Origin of the sequence: Thiomonas sp. X19, from assembly GCF_900089495.1 — a bacterium.
Lineage (GTDB): Bacteria > Pseudomonadota > Gammaproteobacteria > Burkholderiales > Burkholderiaceae_C > Thiomonas_A.
Window position 1 is genome coordinate 1,468,819 of the sequence record NZ_LT605203.1, and the last position, 18,956, is coordinate 1,487,774.

The 18,956-nt window shown below is 65.6% G+C and carries 17 protein-coding genes; 10 read left to right on the top strand and 7 right to left on the bottom strand.

Annotated elements, in window-relative coordinates:
• Positions 1 to 48: 48 nt before the first annotated feature.
• Positions 49 to 1,083 (top strand): phosphoribosylformylglycinamidine cyclo-ligase, encoded by a 1,035-nt coding sequence (gene purM, locus THIX_RS06890; protein ID WP_112485635.1) that lies wholly within the window; start codon positions 49 to 51, stop codon positions 1,081 to 1,083.
• A gap of 64 nt (positions 1,084 to 1,147) precedes the next feature.
• Here purM and murJ read toward each other — a convergent pair whose 3' ends face one another.
• A complete protein-coding gene (gene murJ, locus THIX_RS06895; protein WP_112485636.1) occupies positions 1,148 to 2,695 on the bottom strand; it encodes a murein biosynthesis integral membrane protein MurJ in 1,548 nt (515 codons plus the stop codon).
• 97 nt (positions 2,696 to 2,792) lie between these two features.
• Here murJ and rpsT point away from each other — a divergent pair, with 97 nt between their 5' ends.
• The 4 genes from rpsT to THIX_RS06915 all read left to right on the top strand — a co-directional run bounded on the left by rpsT (position 2,793) and on the right by THIX_RS06915 (position 6,824).
• Entirely contained in the window at positions 2,793 to 3,089 is a 297-nt protein-coding gene (gene rpsT / locus THIX_RS06900) for a 30S ribosomal protein S20 (protein ID WP_112485637.1), read from the top strand.
• Positions 3,090 to 3,473: 384 nt separating this feature from the next.
• The gene (locus THIX_RS06905) at positions 3,474 to 4,664 is read left to right on the top strand and encodes an aspartate aminotransferase family protein (protein WP_112485638.1); all 1,191 of its coding nucleotides are present in this window, start codon (positions 3,474 to 3,476) and stop codon (positions 4,662 to 4,664) included.
• A gap of 37 nt (positions 4,665 to 4,701) precedes the next feature.
• A complete protein-coding gene (gene argF / locus THIX_RS06910) occupies positions 4,702 to 5,646 on the top strand; it encodes an ornithine carbamoyltransferase (protein ID WP_112485639.1) in 945 nt (314 codons plus the stop codon).
• A gap of 116 nt (positions 5,647 to 5,762) precedes the next feature.
• Positions 5,763 to 6,824: a hypothetical protein gene (locus tag THIX_RS06915; RefSeq protein ID WP_112485640.1), complete on the top strand. Its 1,062-nt coding sequence runs from the start codon at positions 5,763 to 5,765 to the stop codon at positions 6,822 to 6,824.
• Positions 6,825 to 6,899: 75 nt separating this feature from the next.
• Here the strand turns inward: THIX_RS06915 and THIX_RS06920 are convergent, their stop codons facing one another.
• Genes THIX_RS06920 through THIX_RS06935 form a run of 4 tightly spaced genes read right to left on the bottom strand, consistent with a single transcriptional unit; the run spans position 6,900 to position 9,847 of the window.
• Positions 6,900 to 7,208: a DUF2007 domain-containing protein gene (locus THIX_RS06920; protein WP_112485641.1), complete on the bottom strand. Its 309-nt coding sequence runs from the start codon at positions 7,206 to 7,208 to the stop codon at positions 6,900 to 6,902.
• 4 nt (positions 7,209 to 7,212) lie between these two features.
• Positions 7,213 to 8,127 (bottom strand): ribosome small subunit-dependent GTPase A, encoded by a 915-nt coding sequence (gene rsgA / locus THIX_RS06925; RefSeq protein WP_112485642.1) that lies wholly within the window; start codon positions 8,125 to 8,127, stop codon positions 7,213 to 7,215.
• Positions 8,128 to 8,146: 19 nt separating this feature from the next.
• A complete protein-coding gene (locus THIX_RS06930) occupies positions 8,147 to 8,488 on the bottom strand; it encodes a 4a-hydroxytetrahydrobiopterin dehydratase (protein WP_112485643.1) in 342 nt (113 codons plus the stop codon).
• A 21-nt stretch (positions 8,489 to 8,509) separates the two neighbouring features.
• Positions 8,510 to 9,847, bottom strand: coding sequence for a M48 family metallopeptidase (locus tag THIX_RS06935; RefSeq protein WP_112485644.1), 1,338 nt, complete (start codon positions 9,845 to 9,847; stop codon positions 8,510 to 8,512).
• A 164-nt stretch (positions 9,848 to 10,011) separates the two neighbouring features.
• On the opposite strand from THIX_RS06935, the gene orn reads away from it, so the two are divergent.
• On the top strand, positions 10,012 to 10,617 hold the full coding sequence (gene orn, locus THIX_RS06940; RefSeq protein ID WP_112485645.1) for an oligoribonuclease: 606 nt from the start codon (positions 10,012 to 10,014) through the stop codon (positions 10,615 to 10,617).
• Positions 10,618 to 10,671: 54 nt separating this feature from the next.
• Here the strand turns inward: orn and THIX_RS06945 are convergent, their stop codons facing one another.
• Complete coding sequence (locus THIX_RS06945; RefSeq protein WP_112485646.1) at positions 10,672 to 12,378, bottom strand: AMP-binding protein; 1,707 nt, start codon at positions 12,376 to 12,378, stop codon at positions 10,672 to 10,674.
• 72 nt (positions 12,379 to 12,450) lie between these two features.
• The gene (trxB, locus tag THIX_RS06950) at positions 12,451 to 13,404 is read right to left on the bottom strand and encodes a thioredoxin-disulfide reductase (protein WP_112485647.1); all 954 of its coding nucleotides are present in this window, start codon (positions 13,402 to 13,404) and stop codon (positions 12,451 to 12,453) included.
• A gap of 231 nt (positions 13,405 to 13,635) precedes the next feature.
• Between trxB and THIX_RS06955 the strand changes: the two genes are divergently transcribed.
• From THIX_RS06955 to THIX_RS06970, 4 genes are all read left to right on the top strand, one after another.
• On the top strand, positions 13,636 to 14,307 hold the full coding sequence (locus tag THIX_RS06955; protein ID WP_112485648.1) for a Crp/Fnr family transcriptional regulator: 672 nt from the start codon (positions 13,636 to 13,638) through the stop codon (positions 14,305 to 14,307).
• 94 nt (positions 14,308 to 14,401) lie between these two features.
• Complete coding sequence (locus THIX_RS06960) at positions 14,402 to 16,726, top strand: DNA translocase FtsK (RefSeq protein ID WP_112488221.1); 2,325 nt, start codon at positions 14,402 to 14,404, stop codon at positions 16,724 to 16,726.
• Positions 16,727 to 16,746: 20 nt separating this feature from the next.
• On the top strand, positions 16,747 to 17,433 hold the full coding sequence (gene lolA / locus THIX_RS06965) for an outer membrane lipoprotein chaperone LolA (RefSeq protein ID WP_112485649.1): 687 nt from the start codon (positions 16,747 to 16,749) through the stop codon (positions 17,431 to 17,433).
• A 58-nt stretch (positions 17,434 to 17,491) separates the two neighbouring features.
• On the top strand, positions 17,492 to 18,898 hold the full coding sequence (locus THIX_RS06970; protein WP_112485650.1) for a replication-associated recombination protein A: 1,407 nt from the start codon (positions 17,492 to 17,494) through the stop codon (positions 18,896 to 18,898).
• Positions 18,899 to 18,956: the final 58 nt, after the last annotated feature.

Sequence of the window (18,956 nt, forward strand, 5' to 3'; positions counted from 1 at the left end):
ATGTGCAGAGCCGGCGCCTGCCAGAGTCTGCAAACGCCAACCCGAACCATGCCAAAAACCAGCCTGACTTACCGTGATGCCGGGGTCGATATCGACGCCGGAGACGCTCTGGTGGACGCCATCAAACCCCTGGCCGCACGCACCATGCGTGAAGGCGTGCTGGCTGGCATCGGCGGTTTCGGCGCCTTGTTCGAGGTGCCCAAGCGCTACCGCGAACCGGTGCTGGTTTCAGGCACCGATGGCGTCGGTACCAAATTGCGCCTGGCTTTCGAGTGGAACCGGCACGACACGGTGGGCATCGACCTCGTTGCCATGAGCGTGAACGACGTGCTGGTGCAAGGCGCCGAGCCGCTGTTTTTCCTCGACTACTTCGCCTGCGGCAAGCTGGAAGTGGGCGTGGCCGCGCAAGTGGTGGGCGGTATCGCCCAAGGTTGCGAGCAGGCTGGCTGCGCCTTGATCGGCGGCGAAACGGCCGAGATGCCTGGCATGTATCCCGCGGGTGAATATGATCTCGCCGGTTTTTGCGTGGGCGCAGCGGAGAAGAGCCGGCTGATTTCCGGGCAGAACGTGCAGGCCGGCGACGTGGTGCTCGGCCTGGCTTCCAGCGGTGTCCATTCCAACGGCTATTCACTGGTGCGCAAGGTGATCGAGCGCGCTGACGGGCGGTTGCCGCAACGTCTCGACGGGCGTCCGTTCCGCGACATGGTGATGATGCCCACGCGCATCTACTGCAAACCCGTGCTGGCACTCTTGCAAGCGGTTGATGTCAAAGCCATGGCCCATATCACCGGCGGTGGTTTGGTTGAGAACATTCCGCGCGTGCTGCCCGAGGGCCTGCAATGCGTGCTGGAACGCAAGGCCTGGCGCCAGCCGGAAGTGTTCGACTGGCTGCAGCAAGAAGGCGGCATTCCCGAGGCCGAGATGCTGCGCACCTTCAACTGCGGCATCGGCTATGTGCTGGTGGTGGCGCCGGCTGATGCCGGCGCGGCGATGCAGCATCTGCAAGCAGCGGGTGAGGCCTGCACGCGCATCGGCGTCATTCAGCAGCGCGCCGATGGTGCTGCCGCAGTCGTCGTGGCCTGATTCTGCGCCGCCGTTCGTTGCCTACAGGGCGCTCCCCGTCCCCAACGGGACAAGCGCCACCCTTCTATTCGTGGTGCAGGAATTGGCGAGGCCGTAGCCCGAGAAGCGCCAAAGCCGCGAAGTAAGACAGGGCTGCGGCTGTCAACAAGCCGAAAGCAGTTCCCAGGCGGATCAAGTGCGCAGCGCTTCCGCTCCAGTCGACCCAGGCAAAGTGGCTCGCACCCCACAACAGAATCAGCGCCAGCGGCAATTGCGCCAGAACGACCTTGATCGCGAACAAGCCCCACCCCGGTTCGGGTGTGTAGCTGCCGCGCTTGCGCAGGCCGCGAAACAGCAGGGCAGCATTGAGCAGGGCGCCGCAGGATATGGCCAAAGCCAGGCCGGCATGGGCCAGCCAGGGCACGAACACGACGTTCAAGGCCTGCGTGCCGAGGAGCACGATGATGCCCAGCTTCACGGGCGTGCGAACGTCGCGCTTGGCGTAAAAACCGGGGGCGAGAATCTTCACGCCGACAAAGCCAAGCAGGCCCAGGCCGTAGGCGCGCAAGGCGGCGGTGGTCTGGTCCACGTCGAAACCGTTGAAGTGGCCGTAATTGAACAGCAGTGCGATCAGCGGCTTGGCGAACACGGCGAGCGCCACGGCGCTGGGCAGGGCCAGCATCAGGGTCAGGCGCAGGCCCCAGTCGAGCAATTTGCTGTAGCGCTCGGAGTCATCCGCCGCGTGCGCGCGCGACAGGCTGGGCAGCAGCACCGAACCCAGCGCCACGCCGAGCAAGGCGGTGGGAAATTCCATCAGCCTGTCGGCGTAAGACAGCCAGGACACGCTGCCGGGCTGCAGGTGCGAGGCGATCTGGGTGTTGATGACCAGGGATACTTGCGCCACCGATACCGCCAGACTGGCCGGGAGCATGAGCTTGACCATGCGCTTGACCCCGGGCGAGCGCCACGCGGCAAGAAAGTTCATGTGGATGCGCGGCACCACGGCATAACGCTTGAGCGCGGGCCATTGCAGCGCCAGTTGCAGCACGCCACCCACCATGACACCAACCGCCAGCGCGTAGACGGGAGGATGCATCACCCGGTGCAGCAGGATGGCCGCAGCGATGACCGACAGATTCAGCAGCGCCGGGGTGAGCGACGAGATGGTGAAGTGTTTCCAGGTGTTGAGGATGCCGGCCGACAGCGCCACCAGCGAGATCAGCCCGGCGTAGGGAAACATCAGGCGCGTCATCCACACCGCAGCGTCGAAGGCTTGTGGATGCAAGCCCGAGGCCGTCAGCAACACGAGTGCCGGGGCGACGAGCACGCCCAGCAAACTGACCGCGGCCAGGATCCAGGCCAAGGCCGTGGCAACGTCGTCGATCAGCTTGCGGTTGGCCTCCGGACCGTCTTGCGCGCGCGACTGGGCCAGAATGGGAATGAAGGCCTGCGAGAACGCGCCCTCGGCAAACAGGCGACGCAGCAGATTGGGCAGACGAAAGGCGACGATGAAGGCGTCGGTCCAGGCGCTGGCGCCGAAATAACGCGCCACCAGAACCTCGCGCAGCAGGCCGGTGATGCGGGAGACGAGCGTGAGAAGCGAAACGGTGTAGGCGGCCTTGAGGAGATTCACCGGCGCGATTATAGGTAGGGGGGTTCAGCCTGTTTTGAGAAAGCTGCGAGCCTGGCTATAATGACGGGTTTCCCAAACGAATTCGAGGACTTTCTCCATGGCGACATCCGCGCAAGCGAAAAAGAAAAGCGCCCGCACGCCCTCCGGGCGCAAGCGCGCGCGTCAAGACATCAAGCTCAACGCTGCCAATTCGGCCATGCGTTCGCGCTTTCGCACGGCAGTCAAGTCGGTGCGCAAGGCCATTGCAGCCGGTGACAAAACCAAGGCCGTCGAGGCCTTCAAAGCGGCAGTGCCGGTGCTGGACTCCATCGCTCGCAAAGGCCTGTTCCACCCGAACAAGGCAGCGCGTGACAAGAGCCGCTTGAACGCGGCACTCAAGAGCATGGCAGCCTAAAGCGCCCAATCTGGCCCGCGACTTGCGGGCCAGGCCGATGCAAAAAAGCCCGCTGGCTTCGGCCGTGCGGGCTTTTGTTTGGGCGCTGGCCCAGGAATGAACCGCAGGACAGCGCAGTTTGTCGCGATCAGGCTGCGGCGACCAGACCTTGCCACAGGTTTTTTTAAGGGTTAGCCCCGGTCATGGCCGGCATGTTGCGCTGCAATGAAAACCCCATGGCGTATGCGGTGGCTGGACGGTTTGTATCTCTCGGACAGGGTCGGGCAAACGGCGCTGGTCGTTCGGGTGAGTCCCCCATGGGCCTGCCTATAATTGAATTCAGGCCTGCGCTTGCGATGGAAACGCAATTTGCGGGCTGTTGTTTTTTTGCTCCAGGAGAAGCGCATGCCCGGCCATCTGATGAACACCTATGCACGTTTGCCCCTGGCCTTGACCCATGGTCAGGGTGCTTGGCTGTGGGACCGTGACGGCCGGCGCTATCTGGACGGCTTGAGCGGCATCGCCGTCAACACCGTGGGGCATGCCCATCCCCGTCTGGTCGCGGCATTGAGCGACCAGATCGGCAAGCTGATCCATACGTCGAATTTGTACGAAATTCCCTTGCAGGACCAACTGGCCGATCGCCTCTGCGCCATTTCAGGCGCCGATCGGGCGTTTTTCTGCAACTCGGGCCTGGAGGCGAACGAAGCTGCCATCAAGCTGGCGCGCTTGTGGGGACACAAGCGTGACAAGGATCGGCCCGAAATCATCGTTTTTGATCGCGCTTTCCATGGCCGTTCGCTGGCGACGCTTTCGGCAACCGGCAATCCCAAGGTGCAAAAGGGTTTTGAGCCCCTGGTCGAGGGTTTCGTGCGCGTTGCGCTCAACGATGAAACGGCAATTCGCGAGGTGGCTGCAAGCCATCCCCAGGTGAGCGCCGTCTTCATCGAGGCCATTCAAGGCGAGGGCGGTATCAACCCGGCGCAGGCGGATTACCTGCGTTTCCTGCGCCGCATTTGCGACGAGCGTGGCTGGTTGCTGATGATCGACGAGGTGCAATGCGGCACCGGTCGCACTGGCAAGTGGTTCGCCCACCAGTGGGCCGGGGTGCGGCCCGATGTCATCGCGCTGGCCAAGGGGCTGGCCTCGGGCGTGCCCATCGGCGCCTTGCTGGCCTACGGCGAAGCCGCGACGACCTTCGGCCCCGGCCAGCATGGCACGACGTTCGGCGGCAACCCGCTGGCGTGCCGTGCGGCCCTGGAAACCCTGTCCATCATCGAGGACGAGGGCCTGATGGACAACGCCCAGCGCATCGGTCGCTGGATGCAGGAACAGTTTCGCAGGCAGCTCGGCGGTTTTCCCGGTCTAGTCGCGGTGCGCGGCGCGGGACTGATGATCGGCGTCGAACTCGACCGCCCCTGCGGTGTGTTGGTGAAGCAGGCGTTGCAGGAGGGTCTGCTCATCAACGTCACGCAAGACAGTGTGATTCGCTTGTTGCCGCCGCTGATCCTGCGTCAGGATGAGGCGGAACAACTGCTCGCCATTCTGGTGCCGCTGATTCAGCGCTTCCTGGCCGCCGATCAGGCCGCAGCCTGATCGCCACGTGCCAAACGTGTTTTCACAGGCCCCCGCCATGCCGCCCAGTCACAGCCCGCGCCACTATCTGCAGTTCAGCGATCTCAGCGCCGACGAGTATGCGTATGTGTTTGCGCGTACCGCGCTGATCAAGGCCAAGTTCAAACGCTACGAAATCCACCAGCCGCTGGTGGACCGCACGCTGGCGATGATTTTCGAGAAGCATTCCACCCGCACGCGTTTGAGTTTCGAAGCCGGCATGCATCAGCTTGGCGGCGCGGCCATTTATATCAACACCCGCGATAGCCAGCTCGGGCGCGGCGAACCCATCGAGGACGCGGCGCAGGTGTTTTCGCGCATGGTCGATCTGGTGATGATCCGCACCTATGGGCAGGACATCGTCGAGCGCTTCGCCGCGCACTCGCGCGTGCCCGTCATCAACGGCCTGACCAACGAATTCCATCCCTGCCAGATCCTGGCCGACGTGTTCACCTTCATCGAGCACCGCGGCAGCATCCAGGGCAAAACCGTGGCCTGGGTGGGTGATGCCAACAATATGCTCTACAGCTGGCTGCAGGCCGCGGCCATCCTGGGCTTCAAAGTGCATTTCGCCGGTCCCGCAGGCTATGGCGTCGACCTGAACCGCGCCGACTACCCCGTCAGTGCCGCAGAACAGGCGCAGCTGCGCTGCTTCGCCGACCCGGCCGAGGCTTGCTCCGGGGTGCATCTCGTCACCACCGACGTCTGGACCAGCATGGGCTACGAAGCCGAGAATGCCGCGCGCCTGAAGGCCTTCCAGGGCTTCATGGTGAGCGAGGCCATGATGCGTCGTGCCGACCCTCAGGCCCTGTTCATGCACTGCCTGCCGGCGCACCGCGGCGAAGAGGTCGAGGCCGGCGTCATCGACGGGCCGCAGAGCGTGGTGTGGGACGAGGCCGAGAATCGCCTGCACGCGCAAAAGGCGCTGATGGAGTTTCTGCTGCTGGGCCGGCTCGACGGCTGACGTTCAGCGCCGCCCTAAGCCAAACTTAAGCCCGTCATCGCATCATCGTCAAAACTCACCAAGGGTTGTCCAGGACGGCTTTGAGCTGGTCCTGCAGCCCATCTTCGAGGTGGAACATGACACGAAACATCACCACCCTTTCCGTACAAAACCCGTCCGCGAGCCAGGCCGATGCGCACCCTCTGGGCGCGGCCCCGCGGTCAGACTGGCGTGCCGACCATCCGCTGCACCACACCGGCCCGCATCACCCGACCCAGGCACGCCTGCTCGGGGCGGTGCGCATCTTGTTCGGCCTGTTCTTTCTCGTCAATCTGCTGCTGCATTTCAGCCCGGCTTATGCCGCGCAATTCATCCCCGACATGCTGCGCGCTGCGCAAGCCACGGGCCAACCGGCATGGCTTGGGCAATGGGCTGCTCAGGTGCTCGCGGTGTTCCAGTTCGTCGGTCCGGGCCGGGCTTTGGCCTTGATGTTCGGCATCGAGACCTTGCTCACGCTGGGCCTGCTGACTGGCCTTGGTTTCCCCGCCCTGGGATGGCTGGGACTGGTGTATGAGCTCTTTCTGTGGAGCACCATCGGCGGCCTGGGTGGGCCCTATGTTTCGGGCGCGACCGATCCGGGTACGGCCATTGTTTATGCGCTGGGTTTCGTCGTCATTCTGCTCACCCGCGCCTGGCAAGGGGCGAGCTGGTGGCAGGGCGAAGCCAGGGCGCCTTCGCGCGAGGCCTTGCGCCTGGCCTTTCTGCTGTTCGGCGCGCTCTGGGCCTTTGATGCGTGGTGGAAATGGCAGCCCGGGTTTCTGGGACAGATTGCGAGCTTTTTCAGCGCGGCCCAGGCCGGGCAGCCTAGCTGGGTCGTGAACTGGATTGCGTTGTTCATCCTCCTCATGCAGGCCATCGGGCCTTTCGTGTTTGCCGTGCTGGCGGCACTGACGGAGAGCGCCGTGGCGATCAGCGTCTTGTTTGCACACCGGCTGCCGCTCAAATGGCTGCGCATCGCGCTGGTCTTGGGCCTGGTTTATTCGCTGGTGTTGTGGACCACGGCCGAGGGTTTCGGCGGGCCGTACGGACCGGGCTTTACCGGCAACAAGGGCGATGTGCTGGGGACCACCAGCGTCTACGCCATCATCTTTTTGTTCCTGTTGGCGGCTTTGTGGCGGCCGCGCCGGCCCGCCGCATGAGAAAACGCAGGGCCGCTCCCAAATTTTCTCATCCCCCTCGGGGGCCTGACGCGCAGGCGCCAGGTCTGGGGGCTCTCACAACGGGCGCTGCGCCCCGCAGTTCCAGCACTGGCTGAAGGCGCCGATGTGGCGTTCGCCGCATTGCGCACACACCCAGGCGGGGCTGCGCTGCGGCCGCTCCAACGCATCCAGCAGCGCGAGTGCGGCCGGCGCGTGCGCGGCGTCCATCACCCAGACGGCGGGCAGGGCTTGGTCCGGTGGAATTTCACCGGCGATGCTGGAGAGATAGCGCGAGAACACTTGGGCCGGGTAGCCGGCGGCGTTGAGCGCATCGGCCCACATGGTGGCGATCACCAGGTTCGGCGCCACACGCAGGCGTTTCATGGCATCACACCTTCACGCTGGACTCGCCCAGCAATTCCTGCAGCACCCGCAGATACAGCGCGTAGCGAGACGGTGACAGTTGCCCGCTGTCCACCGCAGAGCGCACCGCGCAACCGGGCTCCTGGCGATGGGTGCAATTGTTGAAACGGCAGTCGCCGTTGAGCCTGGCTATTTCAGGCAGAGCGTGTTGCAACTGCGACACCGACAATTGATTCAGGCCGAAGGCCTGGAAGCCGGGTGAATCGAGCAGGGCGCTGTGGGGCTGGAGGCCGTGCAGTGGGTACAACCGTGTGGCCGTGGTGGTGTGGCGTCCGGCGTTGAGCGCAGCGGAAATGGTCTGGGTCTGCGCCCGCAAGCCCGGCACCAGGGCGTTGGCCAGGGTGGATTTGCCGACGCCCGATGCACCGATGAGCATGCCGGTGCGCCCATCCAACCAGGAGCGCAAGGTTTGCGCGGCCTGCTCGGGGGCCTGCTTGGCCGAGAGTTCGATGAGGGGATAACCGGCGGCCTGCAGCGGCTGGAGCTGTTCGCGCAACTGCGCGGCGCTGGGCAGTTCGCATTTGTTGAGCACCAAAGCACTCGGAATGCCCTCGGCTTGAGCCGCGATGAGCGCGCGCCCCACCAGTTCGAGGTTCGGCGTGGGCTCCGAAGCCGTGACCACCAGCACCAGGTCGAGATTGGCGGCGAACATCTTGCTGCGCCAGGCGTCTTGCCGCCACAGGGCATTGCGGCGCGGCAGGATGGATTCGATCACCGCGGGGTCTTGCCCCAGGCGCAACAGCACCTGGTCGCCGCACACCGCTTCGCTGCGTTTGCCGCGCGCCACGCAGGGCAGTGCGGCTTGTTCGCCGGTGTCGGCCAGATAGCTGCGGCCGAACGCCGCGACGATGCGTGCGGGCTGCAGGGCCGGGTCTGACATGCGCTCGCGTGGCCCGGAGTCAGACAAAAGGCCGCTGCGCGTACAGCGCATCCGCCTTGGCCGCGCAGATGAAGTCGTTGCGTGAAATGCCGCCGACCGAATGGGTGTTGAAGGCGACGACGCAGCGGTTGTAATGCACGCTCAGCTCGGGGTGGTGGTTTTCCCGATGCACGATCCAGGCCAGCGCGTTGACGAAGGCGATGGTGTCGAAATAGTCGCGGAAGGCGTAGCTGCGCTGAATCGAGCCATCTTTGTGCCGCCACTCAGGCAGGACGCCGAGCTGTTTCAGCACCTCGGCTGCGGCGAGGGGGCGGCCCTCGAGCGCCTGGCAATGGTCCTGCAGCAATTGGTCAAGCGTCATCATGGCAAGGCTCCGTCAGGCTCATGCGGCGTGACCGGCCTGCGGCAGGCCGTCATTCGACCGCGGCCTTGTTGCTCCCGGCGTGGACAACGCTGCAAGCGCCCCCATGCGCGCCAGGCGCTGCAGCGCGGGTGGGTGGCTGTAGTAGAAGCGCACGTAGAGCGGGTCGGGCGTGAGGGTGGAGGCGTTGTCCTGATGCATGCGTATCAGGGCTGCGCCCAGCTGGCGCGCGTCGCTGTGCTCGGCGGCGTAGGCATCGGCTTCGAATTCGTGCTTGCGCGACCAACTGGCGCCCAGCGGCGTGAAAAACACGCCGAACACCGGCAGGGCCAGCATGAACAGAATGAGTGCCACCGCGGCATTGCCACCGAGCAAGTTGGGCGTATAGCCCAGGCCGGTGTAGAACCACACCTTGCTGGCCAGCCAGCCGAGCAAGGCGAACCCGGCGAGACTCAGCAGCAGCGTGGCGTACAGGCGCTGCTGGATGTGGCGGCGCTTGTAGTGTCCCACCTCATGCGCCAGCACGGCCTCGATCTGCGCCGCATCGAGCTGCTTGAGCAGGGTGTCGAACAGCACCACGCGGCGTGCGGTGCCCAGACCGGTGAAATAGGCGTTGGCGTGGGCACTGCGGCGCGAGCCGTCCATCACATACAAGCCTTGCAGGGCGAAGTCGCAGCGTTGCATCAGCGCCTGCGCGCGGCCCTTCACTTCACCCTCGGCCAAGGGCTCGAAGCGGTTGAACAGCGGGGCGATGAACATGGGGAACACCACCATCATCGCCAGACTGAACGCAGCGAACGCGGCCCAGGCCCACAGCCACCACAGCGGGCTGGCCTGCATCAGCCACAGCACCAGGGCGGCCAGCGGCAGCATGAGCACCGCCGAGACCAGCAGGTTCTTCAGCATGTCGCCCAGGAACAGCGCCGGGGTGTTGCGGTTGAAGCCGAAACGGGCTTCGAGCCGGAAGGTCTGCCACAAGTCCCAGGGCAGATCGATCATGGCGGCAATGAGGGCGAATGCAATCAGCAGCAGCAGTTGCGCGCCCAGGTGGGTGCCGAAGTGGGCGGTATTGAAATCAGCCAGCCACTGCAGGCCGCCGAGCAGGGTCCAGCCCAGCAGCAGGGCGGCGGAGAACAGGGCGTGCCACATGCCGAAGCGGGCGCGCGCCACCGTGTAATCGGCGGCCTTCTGGTGCGTGGGCAGCTCGATGACTGCAGCAAAAGCTTCGGGCACTTGGGCGCGATGGACCTGCACATGGCGAATCTGCCGCGCGGCCAGCCAGAGCTTCAGGCCCGTGCCCAGGACCAGTGCGCTGGCGAACAGTGCAGACCACAGCAGCGAGATGTCTTGAGGGCTCATGCGAAAATCCTGGAAACGTTCACGGTGGCGGGCCCGGTCCGGGTTGCGCTTGAAGGCCGTGCAAATTGCATTATTTCACTGTGCTTGCGGCGCCGTGCCCTGCTCCGGCAAGACCCTGCCAGGGGCGTTCCCCACCTTTCCCAAAATCCCAACCATCCGCCCGCATGAGCCTCGCCAACGCATCCACCGTCCTCGCCCCGCATGAGTCCAACCTGTTGTGGGTGGATATGGAAATGACCGGGCTCAACCCCGACACCGATCGCATCATCGAAGTGGCCGTCGTCGTCACCGATGCGCAAGTGCGCGTGCGGGTGGAAGGCCCGGTGCTGGTGGTGCACCAGAGCGCCGAGGTGATGGACGGCATGGACGCCTGGAACAAGGGCACGCATGGCCGCTCCGGCCTGATCGCCAAGGTGGCGGCCAGCACGCTGAACGAGGCGCAGGCCGAGCAGGAACTGCTGGACTTCATCGCCCGTTATGTGCCGGCCGGCAAGAGCCCGATGTGCGGCAACTCCATCTGCCAGGATCGGCGTTTCATGGCGCGTGGCATGCCGCGGCTGGAGGCCTATTTCCATTACCGCAACCTGGACGTGAGCACCTTGAAGGAGCTGGCCAAGCGCTGGCGCCCGGAGGTGAGCGCGGCGTTCAAGAAGCGCCAGGAGCACACGGCGCTGGCCGACATCCACGAGTCCATCGACGAACTGCTGCATTACCGCGAGCATTTTCTGCTGGCGCCTCTGCCGCAGGAGACCCCGCCCGCCGCCGCCTGAGCGCCGCCGCACCCGTCCGCCCGGCGAACTGCTTGGTCATAACCAGCCGCGCGCTCAGCCGCGCAGGTCGGGAAAGTCATCTTCCCAATACTCGCCGGCGCGCCGGTTGCCGTTCTTGATGCGGCCCTGTTCCAGGGTGCGCAACTCGACCCGGCGAATCTTGCCCGAGATGGTTTTGGGCAGTTCGTAAAACTCGATGCGCCGGATCCGCTTGTAGGCGGCCAGATGCTCGCGGGCATAGCGCAGCACGTCGAGCGCCAGCTCGTGGCTGGGCTCGAAGCCGGCGCGGCAGGCGATGAAGGCCTTGGGCACGGCGAGGCGTACAGGGTCGGGGCTGGGGACGACGGCGGCCTCGGCCACGGCCGGGTGGGCGATGAGCACGCTTTCCAGTTCGAAGGGGCTGATGCGGTAGTCGGAGGCTTTGAACACGTCGTCGATGCGGCCGACGAAGGTGAAGCTGCCGTCGGCGTTGCGCTGCGCCACGTCACCCGTGTGGTAGTAGCCGTGGTGCATGGCTTGCGCGGTTTTCTCGGCGTCGCCGGCGTAGCCTGCCATCAGCCCCACCGGGCGCGGGTCGAGTGCGACGCAGACTTCGCCTTCGTCGGCGGGGCGACCGTCGAGGTCCAGCAGTTCGAGGCGCCAGCCAGGCAGCGGACGGCCCATCGCCCCGGGTTGCAGCGGCTGGCCAGGAGCGTTGCCGACCATGCAGCAGGTTTCGGTTTGCCCATAGCCGTCGCGGATGGTGATGCCCCAGGCGGCTTGCACCCGGGCAATGATTTCGGGGTTGAGCGGCTCGCCCGCGCCCACCAGCTCGCGGAATTTCACCGCGTAGCGCTTGAGGTCCTGCTGGATGAACAGGCGCCAGACCGTGGGCGGAGCGCACAGGGTGGTGACGCCGCAGCGCGCAGCGGCGTCCAGCGCGGCGTCGGCGTTGAAGCGGGCCTGGTTGAAGACGAAGATGCAGGCTGCGGCGTTCCACGGCGCGAAAAAGCAGCTCCACGCATGCTTGGCCCAGCCGGGTGAGCTGATGTTCCAGTGCACATCACCGGGCTGCAGGCCGATCCAGTACATGGTGGACAGATGGCCGATGGGATAGCTGATGTGGCTGTGTTGCACCAGCTTGGGCCGCGAGGTGGTGCCCGAGGTGAAATAGAGCAGCAGCGGGTCGGCGGCGGCGGTGGTTCCGTCCGGGGCGAAGTCGGCGGGTGCTTCGCTCGCGTCTTGCAGGCGGATCCACGATGCATGCGCGCCGGTGCAAAAACGTCCGCGCACGGTTTGCATCGCCGTGGCAGGCAGGGCGTCGAACTTGGCGGCGTCGGGCGCGGTGGTCAGCACGTGGGCAATGCCGGCGCGGGCGATGCGGTCGGCCAGATCGTCGGCGGTGAGCAGGGTGGTGGCTGGAATCATCACCGCGCCGAGCTTGATGCAAGCCAGCATCGCATCCCACAGCTCCACGCAGTTGGGCAGCATGAGCATGACGCGGTCGCCACGGCCCACGCCGTGGGCGCGCAGGACATGTGCCATGCGCTGGCTGCGCAGATGCATGGTGTCGAAGCTGTAGCGCGCCTCGGCGCCGTCTTCTTCGACGATCCACAGGGCCGTCTGCGCGTTGCCGCGCGCCATCGGGTCGAAGTAGTCCAGCGCCCAGTTGAACTGCACTGGCTGTGGCCAATGGAATGCGGACTGCGCTGTGGAGTGGTCGCTACGCAGGCGCAGCAAGGTGTCGCGCGCGTCGAGAAAAGCCTTTGCGGCTGTGTGCATGTCGGTCTCCGTCGTTGTTATGGCTGCAACCCCAGCCTGCCGAGGAAGACTGACATGAAACTGAATCGCAGGTCAAGCGCCTTCGTTTTCCAGGTAGCGCTGGGCGTCGAGCGCGGCCATGCAGCCGGTGCCGGCGCTGGTGATGGCTTGGCGATACACATGGTCCTGCACATCGCCCGCGGCGAACACGCCGGGCACGCTGGTGGCGGTGGCCATGCCGTTCAAGCCGCCCCGGGTGATGATGTAGCCGTTCTCCATCGTCAGCTTGCCCTGGAAGATTTCGGTGTTGGGCTGGTGGCCGATGGCGATGAAGCAGCCGCTGAGGGCGAGCTCGGTCTTGGCGCCGGTCTTGCTGTCGCGAATGCGCACGCCGGTCACGCCGCTGGCGTCGCCCAGCACCGTATCGAGTTCGCTCCACAATTTGAGTTCGGCCTTGCCTTCCTTCACCCGTTCCATCAGCCGGTCGATCAGGATGGGTTCGGCGCGGAACTTGTCGCGGCGGTGAATGACCGTGACCTTGCTGGCGATACCCGTCAGGTACAGCGCCTCTTCCACGGCGGTGTTGCCGCCGCCCACCACGCACACCGGCTGGTCGCGGTAGAAAAAACCGTCGCAGGTGGCGCAGCCCGACACCCCTTTGCCCATGAAAGCTTGTTCACTGTCCAGCCCCAGGTACTTGGCCGAAGCGCCGGTGGCGATGATGAGGGCGTCGCAGGTGTAGCTGCCGCTGTCGCCGGTGAGGGTGTAGGGCTTGGCGCTGAAATCCACCGTGTGGATGTGGTCGAAGACGATTTCGGTGTCGAAACGCTTGGCATGGGCTTCGAAGCGCGCCATCAGATCCGGGCCTTGGACACCGTCGACGTCGGCCGGCCAGTTGTCCACCTCGGTGGTGGTCATCAGCTGCCCGCCCTGGGCCATGCCGGTGATGAGCACGGGCTTGAGGTTGGCACGCGCCGCATAGACCGCGGCTGAATAGCCGGCGGGGCCGGAACCGAGAATGAGGACTTTGGCGTGCTGATTGCTCATGATGGGCCTGTGAAGTGGGAGGGTGCCATGCTCGCGTGGGTATGCCCGCGGCGGCACCAGGACAACCCATAATTTTAGGGTTCACCCGGATTTTCTGCCCGACGGTTGCCTGCTCCTCTTTGGACATGGCCCGAGTTCTTGCCCGGGCGGTGAAAGCCCTGGCGCAAGGGCTGTGGCCGGTTCGGTCCCGGCAGGGTCTGGGTTAGCATCCAATCCTCTCCAGGAGTGAAGATGGCAGCGATTTCTAATATCGATCTGGTGCGGCGCGTACCCATGTTCTCGGTACTGACCGAGGCGCAGGCATGGACGCTGTCGCAGTCCATCGTCAAGAAGCGTTACAAACGTGGCGAATGCCTGGTTGAGCAGGGCGGGCGCTCGAACGCACTGTTCATCATCCTCGCCGGCCGGGCGCGGGTGTTGAGCGTCGACTCCAAGGGGCGGGAAGTGATTCTTGCGGTGCTGCATCCCGGCGACCACGTCGGTGAAATGAGCCTGATCGACGGCGAGCCGCATTCCGCCACGGTCAGCGCCGAGGTGCAGACCGACGTGCTCATGCTGGGCCGTGTGGCCTTCCTGCAGAGCCTGCCGGAAAACACCAGCATGTCGTTTTCCATCATGCGTGGTCTGGTGCACCGCCTGCGCCGCGCGGACAGCAAGATCGAGTCGCTGGCGCTGATGGATGTCTACGGACGCGTGGCGCGTGCGTTAATGGAAATGGGCGAGGAGGAGGGTGCCGAGCGCATCATCCGCACCAAGCTGTCGCGCCAGGATCTGGCGAAGATGGTGGGCGCCTCGCGCGAGATGGTCAGCCGCGTCATGAAAGACTTCGAGCAGCAGGGGCTGGTGGTCGAACGCGAGGACGGCACCACCATCGTGCGCGACCATATCGCATCCTTGCTCTGAGCGCTCCCAACCGTGCGCAAGCGGCCTGCTTCCGGAGGTCAGCACAACTCGGGAACGGTCCTTTATTTTCTTGTGAGCTATTTTGATCAAAATTTTGAGTTGGTTCACATTTCCAAGGGCAGGCGCCGCCCATCCAGGCCAGCCCGGCACGCGTAAAAGTCGGCTGCTGGCTGAAATCCGCCTGGTGGCTGGCGCCATCGCCTGGCTGCTGCTGCTGCTGGCCATGTTCAGCTACCACCGCAACGACCCGTCCTGGTCCACTTCGGGCGTGGCCGCCACCCAGGGCACGGCCAATCTGGTCGGCGCGGCTGGAGCCTGGACGGCTGACATCCTCTATTTCCTGCTGGGTTTTTCGGCGCTCTGGCTGCTGCCCATGGGCCTGCTGGCCTTGCTGCGCGCCTGGCGCCGTGCCCACGCACAGGTGCAAGCCGCACCGCGCGGCTGGCTGGCCAAGGCGGGTTCGGTGGCCGCGCTGGGGCTGCTGCCGCTGTCCAGCGCGGCGCTCGAGGCCACGCGGCTCTATGGCCTCAAGGTTTATCTACCGGCTGCCGCAGGCGGCGTGGTGGGCAACTGGCTGGGCGGTCTGGCGCAGCAGTTGCTGGGTTTCACCGGCAGCGCCATCGTGCTGTTGGCGGTGTTCCTGCTGTCGCTGTCGTGGTACGCGCAGATGAGCTGGGCCGAGGCTGCCGAGCGCGTGGGCGCCCGCATCGAACAGGCCTGGGTGCGCTGGCGCGAGCGCCGTGCCCAGGCGCAGGATCGGCATGCCGGCGCCCAGGCCTTGCAGGAGCGCGAGGCCGATATGGTGAGCGAGCAGGCGCGTGAGGCCGAGGAGGTGTTCGCGCCGGTGTACATCGAGCCGCCGCTGGCGCAGGTGCCACAGTCGCCGCGGGTGCAGCGCGAGAAGCAAAAGCCCTTGTTCCAGGACATGCCGACGTCCGGCCTGCCGACGCTGGATTTGCTGGACCATGGCAATACGCAGAAAGACCCCATCGGCGCCGAAACCCTGGAGTTCACGTCGCGCCTGATCGAGAAAAAACTCAAGGACTTCGGCGTCTCGGTGCGGGTGGTGGCGGCGTCGCCAGGCCCGGTCATCACGCGCTATGAAGTGGAGCCCGAGCCGGGTGTGAAGGGCTCGCAAGTGGTGGGCTTGTCGCGCGACCTGGCACGGGCGCTGTCGCTGGTGAGCATTCGTGTGGTGGAAACCATTCCAGGCAAGAACACCATGGCGCTGGAATTGCCCAACGCCAAGCGCCAGACCATCCGCCTGGCCGAAATTCTCGGCTCCCAGGTATACAACGACGCGCCATCCATGCTCAGCATGGGCCTGGGCAAGGACATCGTCGGCAACCCGGTCGTCACGGACCTGGGCAAGATGCCGCATCTGCTGGTGGCCGGCACCACCGGCTCGGGCAAGTCGGTCGGCATCAACGCCATGATCCTGGGCCTGCTCTACAAGGCCGAGGCCAAGCAGGTGCGCATGATCATGATCGACCCCAAGATGCTGGAGCTCAGCGTCTACGAGGGCATTCCGCATCTGCTGGCGCCGGTGGTGACCGACATGAAGCAGGCAGCGCACGCGCTCTCGTGGTGCGTGGGCGAGATGGAGCGGCGCTACAAGGTGATGAGCAAGCTGGGGGTGCGCAACCTGGCGAGCTACAACACGCGCATTGCCGAGGCTGCCCAGCGCGGCGAGCATGTGCCCAACCCGCTGTCGCTCACGCCCGAGAACCCCGAGCCGCTGCAGCACATGCCCTATATCGTGGTCATCATCGACGAGCTGGCCGATTTGATGATGGTGGTGGGCAAGAAGATCGAAGAGCTCATCGCCCGCCTGGCGCAGAAGGCGCGCGCCGCCGGCATCCACCTGATTCTCGCCACGCAGCGCCCCAGCGTCGACGTGATCACCGGCCTGATCAAGGCCAACATCCCGACCCGCATGGCCTTCCAGGTGTCGAGCAAGATCGACTCCCGCACCATCCTCGACCAGATGGGCGCCGAGAGTCTGCTCGGCATGGGCGACATGCTCTACCTGCCGCCGGGCTCAGGCGTGCCGCAGCGCGTGCATGGCGCCTTCGTCAGCGATGCCGAGGTGCATCGCGTGGTGGAGCGACTCAAGGCCCAGGGCGAGCCCGACTATGTGCCCGGCCTGCTCGAACCCGAGTCTGGCGAGGATGGCGCCGAAGGCAGCTTCGACGGCGCCAGCGGCAGCGATGCCGAGGCCGACCCGCTGTACGACCAGGCGGTGCAAATCGTGCTGCAAAGTCGCAAGGCGTCCATTTCTCTGGTGCAGCGGCACCTGCGCATCGGCTACAACCGCTCGGCCCGTTTGCTGGACCAGATGGAGAAGGCCGGTCTGGTCTCGCCCCTGTCGACCAACGGCAACCGCGACATCCTGGTGCCCGCGCGCGCCGAATCCTGAATCCTGATGGAGTTGTCTGAATGATTGCGCGATGCAAGTTTGCCGCGGCGCTGTTGCCCGTTTTGCTCTCAGCCTTGGCTTTCGGTCCATACGTGCCTGCTCAGGCGCAGACCGCGGTCAACGCTCCCGCCAAGCCCGCCGCCGGTGCGGCGCTGCTCAACCTGTGGGTCAAGTCCACCCACAGCGCGCGCGCCAGCTTTACCCAGACCGCGGTGGACGAAAAGGGCAAGGCCAGCGCCTCCTCGGCCGGCAGCTTCGAGTTTGAGCGCCCGGGCAAATTCCGCTGGATCTACACCAAGCCTTATCACCAAGACATCGTCAGCGACGGCCAGACCATCTGGACCTACGATCACGACCTCGATCAGGTCACGGTCAGTGCGCAATCGCGCGCGCTGTCGGGCACGCCTGCCGCCCTGCTGGCTGGCGAAGACGTGAGCAAGCTCTTCACTCTCAGCCCCTTGCCGAGCACCTCAGGCCTGCAGTGGGTGCAGGCCGTGCCTCGCAGCAAGGACAGCTCCTTCGACTGGGTGCGCATTGGCCTCAAGTCCACCCCGCAAGGCCCGGAGCTGGTGGAGATGCAATTGCGCGACGCCTTCCGCCGCACCTCCACCATCGTGTTCATCGACACGCAGCGCAATGTGGCGTTTGCAGCGGGCCATTTTCATTTCAAGGCGCCGCAGGGCGCCTCGGTGATCCAGCAGCCCTGAGCTGCCGCGCGCTGCAACCGCGCAGCCCTTGCTCGACCGGATCTCGGCAACGCCCGCCATGTCGCAAACCCCCAGCCTGTTTGACCCCGAGCCGGCCGAGCCTGGCCCCGACGCCGCGCGCAGCGGCACGGTCATCCCCTTGGCCGAGCGGCTGCGTCCGCGCACCCTGGCCGACGTGGTTGGCCAGGCGCATTTGCTCGGCCCCGGCAAGCCGCTGCGCCTGGCGTTCGACACGCGCCGCCTGCATTCCATGATCCTGTGGGGTCCTCCCGGGGTGGGCAAAACCACGCTGGCGCGGCTGATCGCCAAACAGTTCGACGCGCATTTCATCGCCATCTCCGCCGTGCTGGCGGGCGTGAAAGAGATTCGCGAAGCCGTGCTGCAGGCTGAAGCAGCACGCGCCAACGGCCGCCCCACGCTGGTGTTCGTCGACGAGGTGCACCGCTTCAACAAGAGCCAGCAGGACGCCTTCCTGCCGCATGTCGAGTCAGGGCTGTTCACGTTCATCGGCGCCACCACCGAGAACCCATCGTTCGAGGTCAACAGCGCCTTGCTCTCGCGCGCCACCGTCTATGTGCTGCAGTCGCTGTCGGGCGAGGAATTGCAGGCCCTGGCCGAGCGCGGCCTCGCGGCCAGCGGCGGCTTGCGCATCGAACCCGACGCGCTGGCCTTGCTCGCGGCGCATGCCGACGGCGACGCCCGCCGCCTGTTCAACGCGGTGGAGGCGGTGGCGGCGGCGGCCCAAGGTAGCGCACGCGACACCATCGATCTGGCCCTGCTGGAAGCGGCGCTCACCGAGTCCTTGCGGCGCTACGACAAAGGCGGCGACCAGTTCTACGACGTGATCTCGGCGTTGCATAAATCCGTGCGCGGCAGCGACCCCGACGCCGCCTTGTACTGGATGGCCCGCATGCTCGACGGCGGCGTCGATCCCTTGTACATCGGCCGCAGGCTCATTCGCATGGCGAGCGAGGACATCGGTCTCGCCGACCCGCGCGCGCTCGGCCACACGCTCGACGCCGTGGCCGCTTTCGAGCGTCTGGGCAGCCCCGAAGGCGAACTCGCCCTGGTGCAGGCGGTGCTCTATCTCGCCATCGCGCCCAAGTCCAACGCGGTCTACCGTGCCGCGGGTGAGGCGCGGCGTTTCGTGCGCGAACATGGCACGGCGCCGGTGCCCATGCATCTGCGCAATGCGCCCACGAAACTGATGAAGCAGATCGGCGCATCCGAGGGCTACCGCTACGCGCACGACGAGGCCGGCGCCTTTGCCGCGGGTGAGCGCTACTTCCCCGAAGGCCTGCCGGAGGCGCGGCTGTACCGCCCCACCGACCGCGGCCAGGAGGCGCGCATCGCCGAGCGCATGGCCGAGTTGCAGCGCCTCAATCGCCAGGCCCGGGCCGCCGCCAGCGCGGAAGAGCCGGCGCATCGCGAGTCGGGCGCGAAGCCGCCAACCCCCAGGACCTGAAGCTCGCCGTGGCCGGTGCGTCCCGGCCTGTGGTTATTATTTCGCGCCATACAGACAA

Excerpts from the sequence above, each read along its gene's own strand:
- purM (WP_112485635.1), top strand. The coding sequence starts at position 49 with ATGCCAAAAACCAGCCTGACTTACCGTGATGCCGGGGTCGATATCGAC.
- rpsT (WP_112485637.1), top strand. The coding sequence starts at position 2,793 with ATGGCGACATCCGCGCAAGCGAAAAAGAAAAGCGCCCGCACGCCCTCC.
- THIX_RS06905 (WP_112485638.1), top strand. The coding sequence starts at position 3,474 with ATGCCCGGCCATCTGATGAACACCTATGCACGTTTGCCCCTGGCCTTG.
- argF (WP_112485639.1), top strand. The coding sequence starts at position 4,702 with ATGCCGCCCAGTCACAGCCCGCGCCACTATCTGCAGTTCAGCGATCTC.
- THIX_RS06915 (WP_112485640.1), top strand. The coding sequence starts at position 5,763 with ATGACACGAAACATCACCACCCTTTCCGTACAAAACCCGTCCGCGAGC.
- THIX_RS06920 (WP_112485641.1), bottom strand. The coding sequence starts at position 7,208 with ATGAAACGCCTGCGTGTGGCGCCGAACCTGGTGATCGCCACCATGTGG.
- rsgA (WP_112485642.1), bottom strand. The coding sequence starts at position 8,127 with ATGTCAGACCCGGCCCTGCAGCCCGCACGCATCGTCGCGGCGTTCGGC.
- THIX_RS06930 (WP_112485643.1), bottom strand. The coding sequence starts at position 8,488 with ATGACGCTTGACCAATTGCTGCAGGACCATTGCCAGGCGCTCGAGGGC.
- THIX_RS06935 (WP_112485644.1), bottom strand. The coding sequence starts at position 9,847 with ATGAGCCCTCAAGACATCTCGCTGCTGTGGTCTGCACTGTTCGCCAGC.
- orn (WP_112485645.1), top strand. The coding sequence starts at position 10,012 with ATGAGCCTCGCCAACGCATCCACCGTCCTCGCCCCGCATGAGTCCAAC.
- THIX_RS06945 (WP_112485646.1), bottom strand. The coding sequence starts at position 12,378 with ATGCACACAGCCGCAAAGGCTTTTCTCGACGCGCGCGACACCTTGCTG.
- trxB (WP_112485647.1), bottom strand. The coding sequence starts at position 13,404 with ATGAGCAATCAGCACGCCAAAGTCCTCATTCTCGGTTCCGGCCCCGCC.
- THIX_RS06955 (WP_112485648.1), top strand. The coding sequence starts at position 13,636 with ATGGCAGCGATTTCTAATATCGATCTGGTGCGGCGCGTACCCATGTTC.
- lolA (WP_112485649.1), top strand. The coding sequence starts at position 16,747 with ATGATTGCGCGATGCAAGTTTGCCGCGGCGCTGTTGCCCGTTTTGCTC.
- THIX_RS06970 (WP_112485650.1), top strand. The coding sequence starts at position 17,492 with ATGTCGCAAACCCCCAGCCTGTTTGACCCCGAGCCGGCCGAGCCTGGC.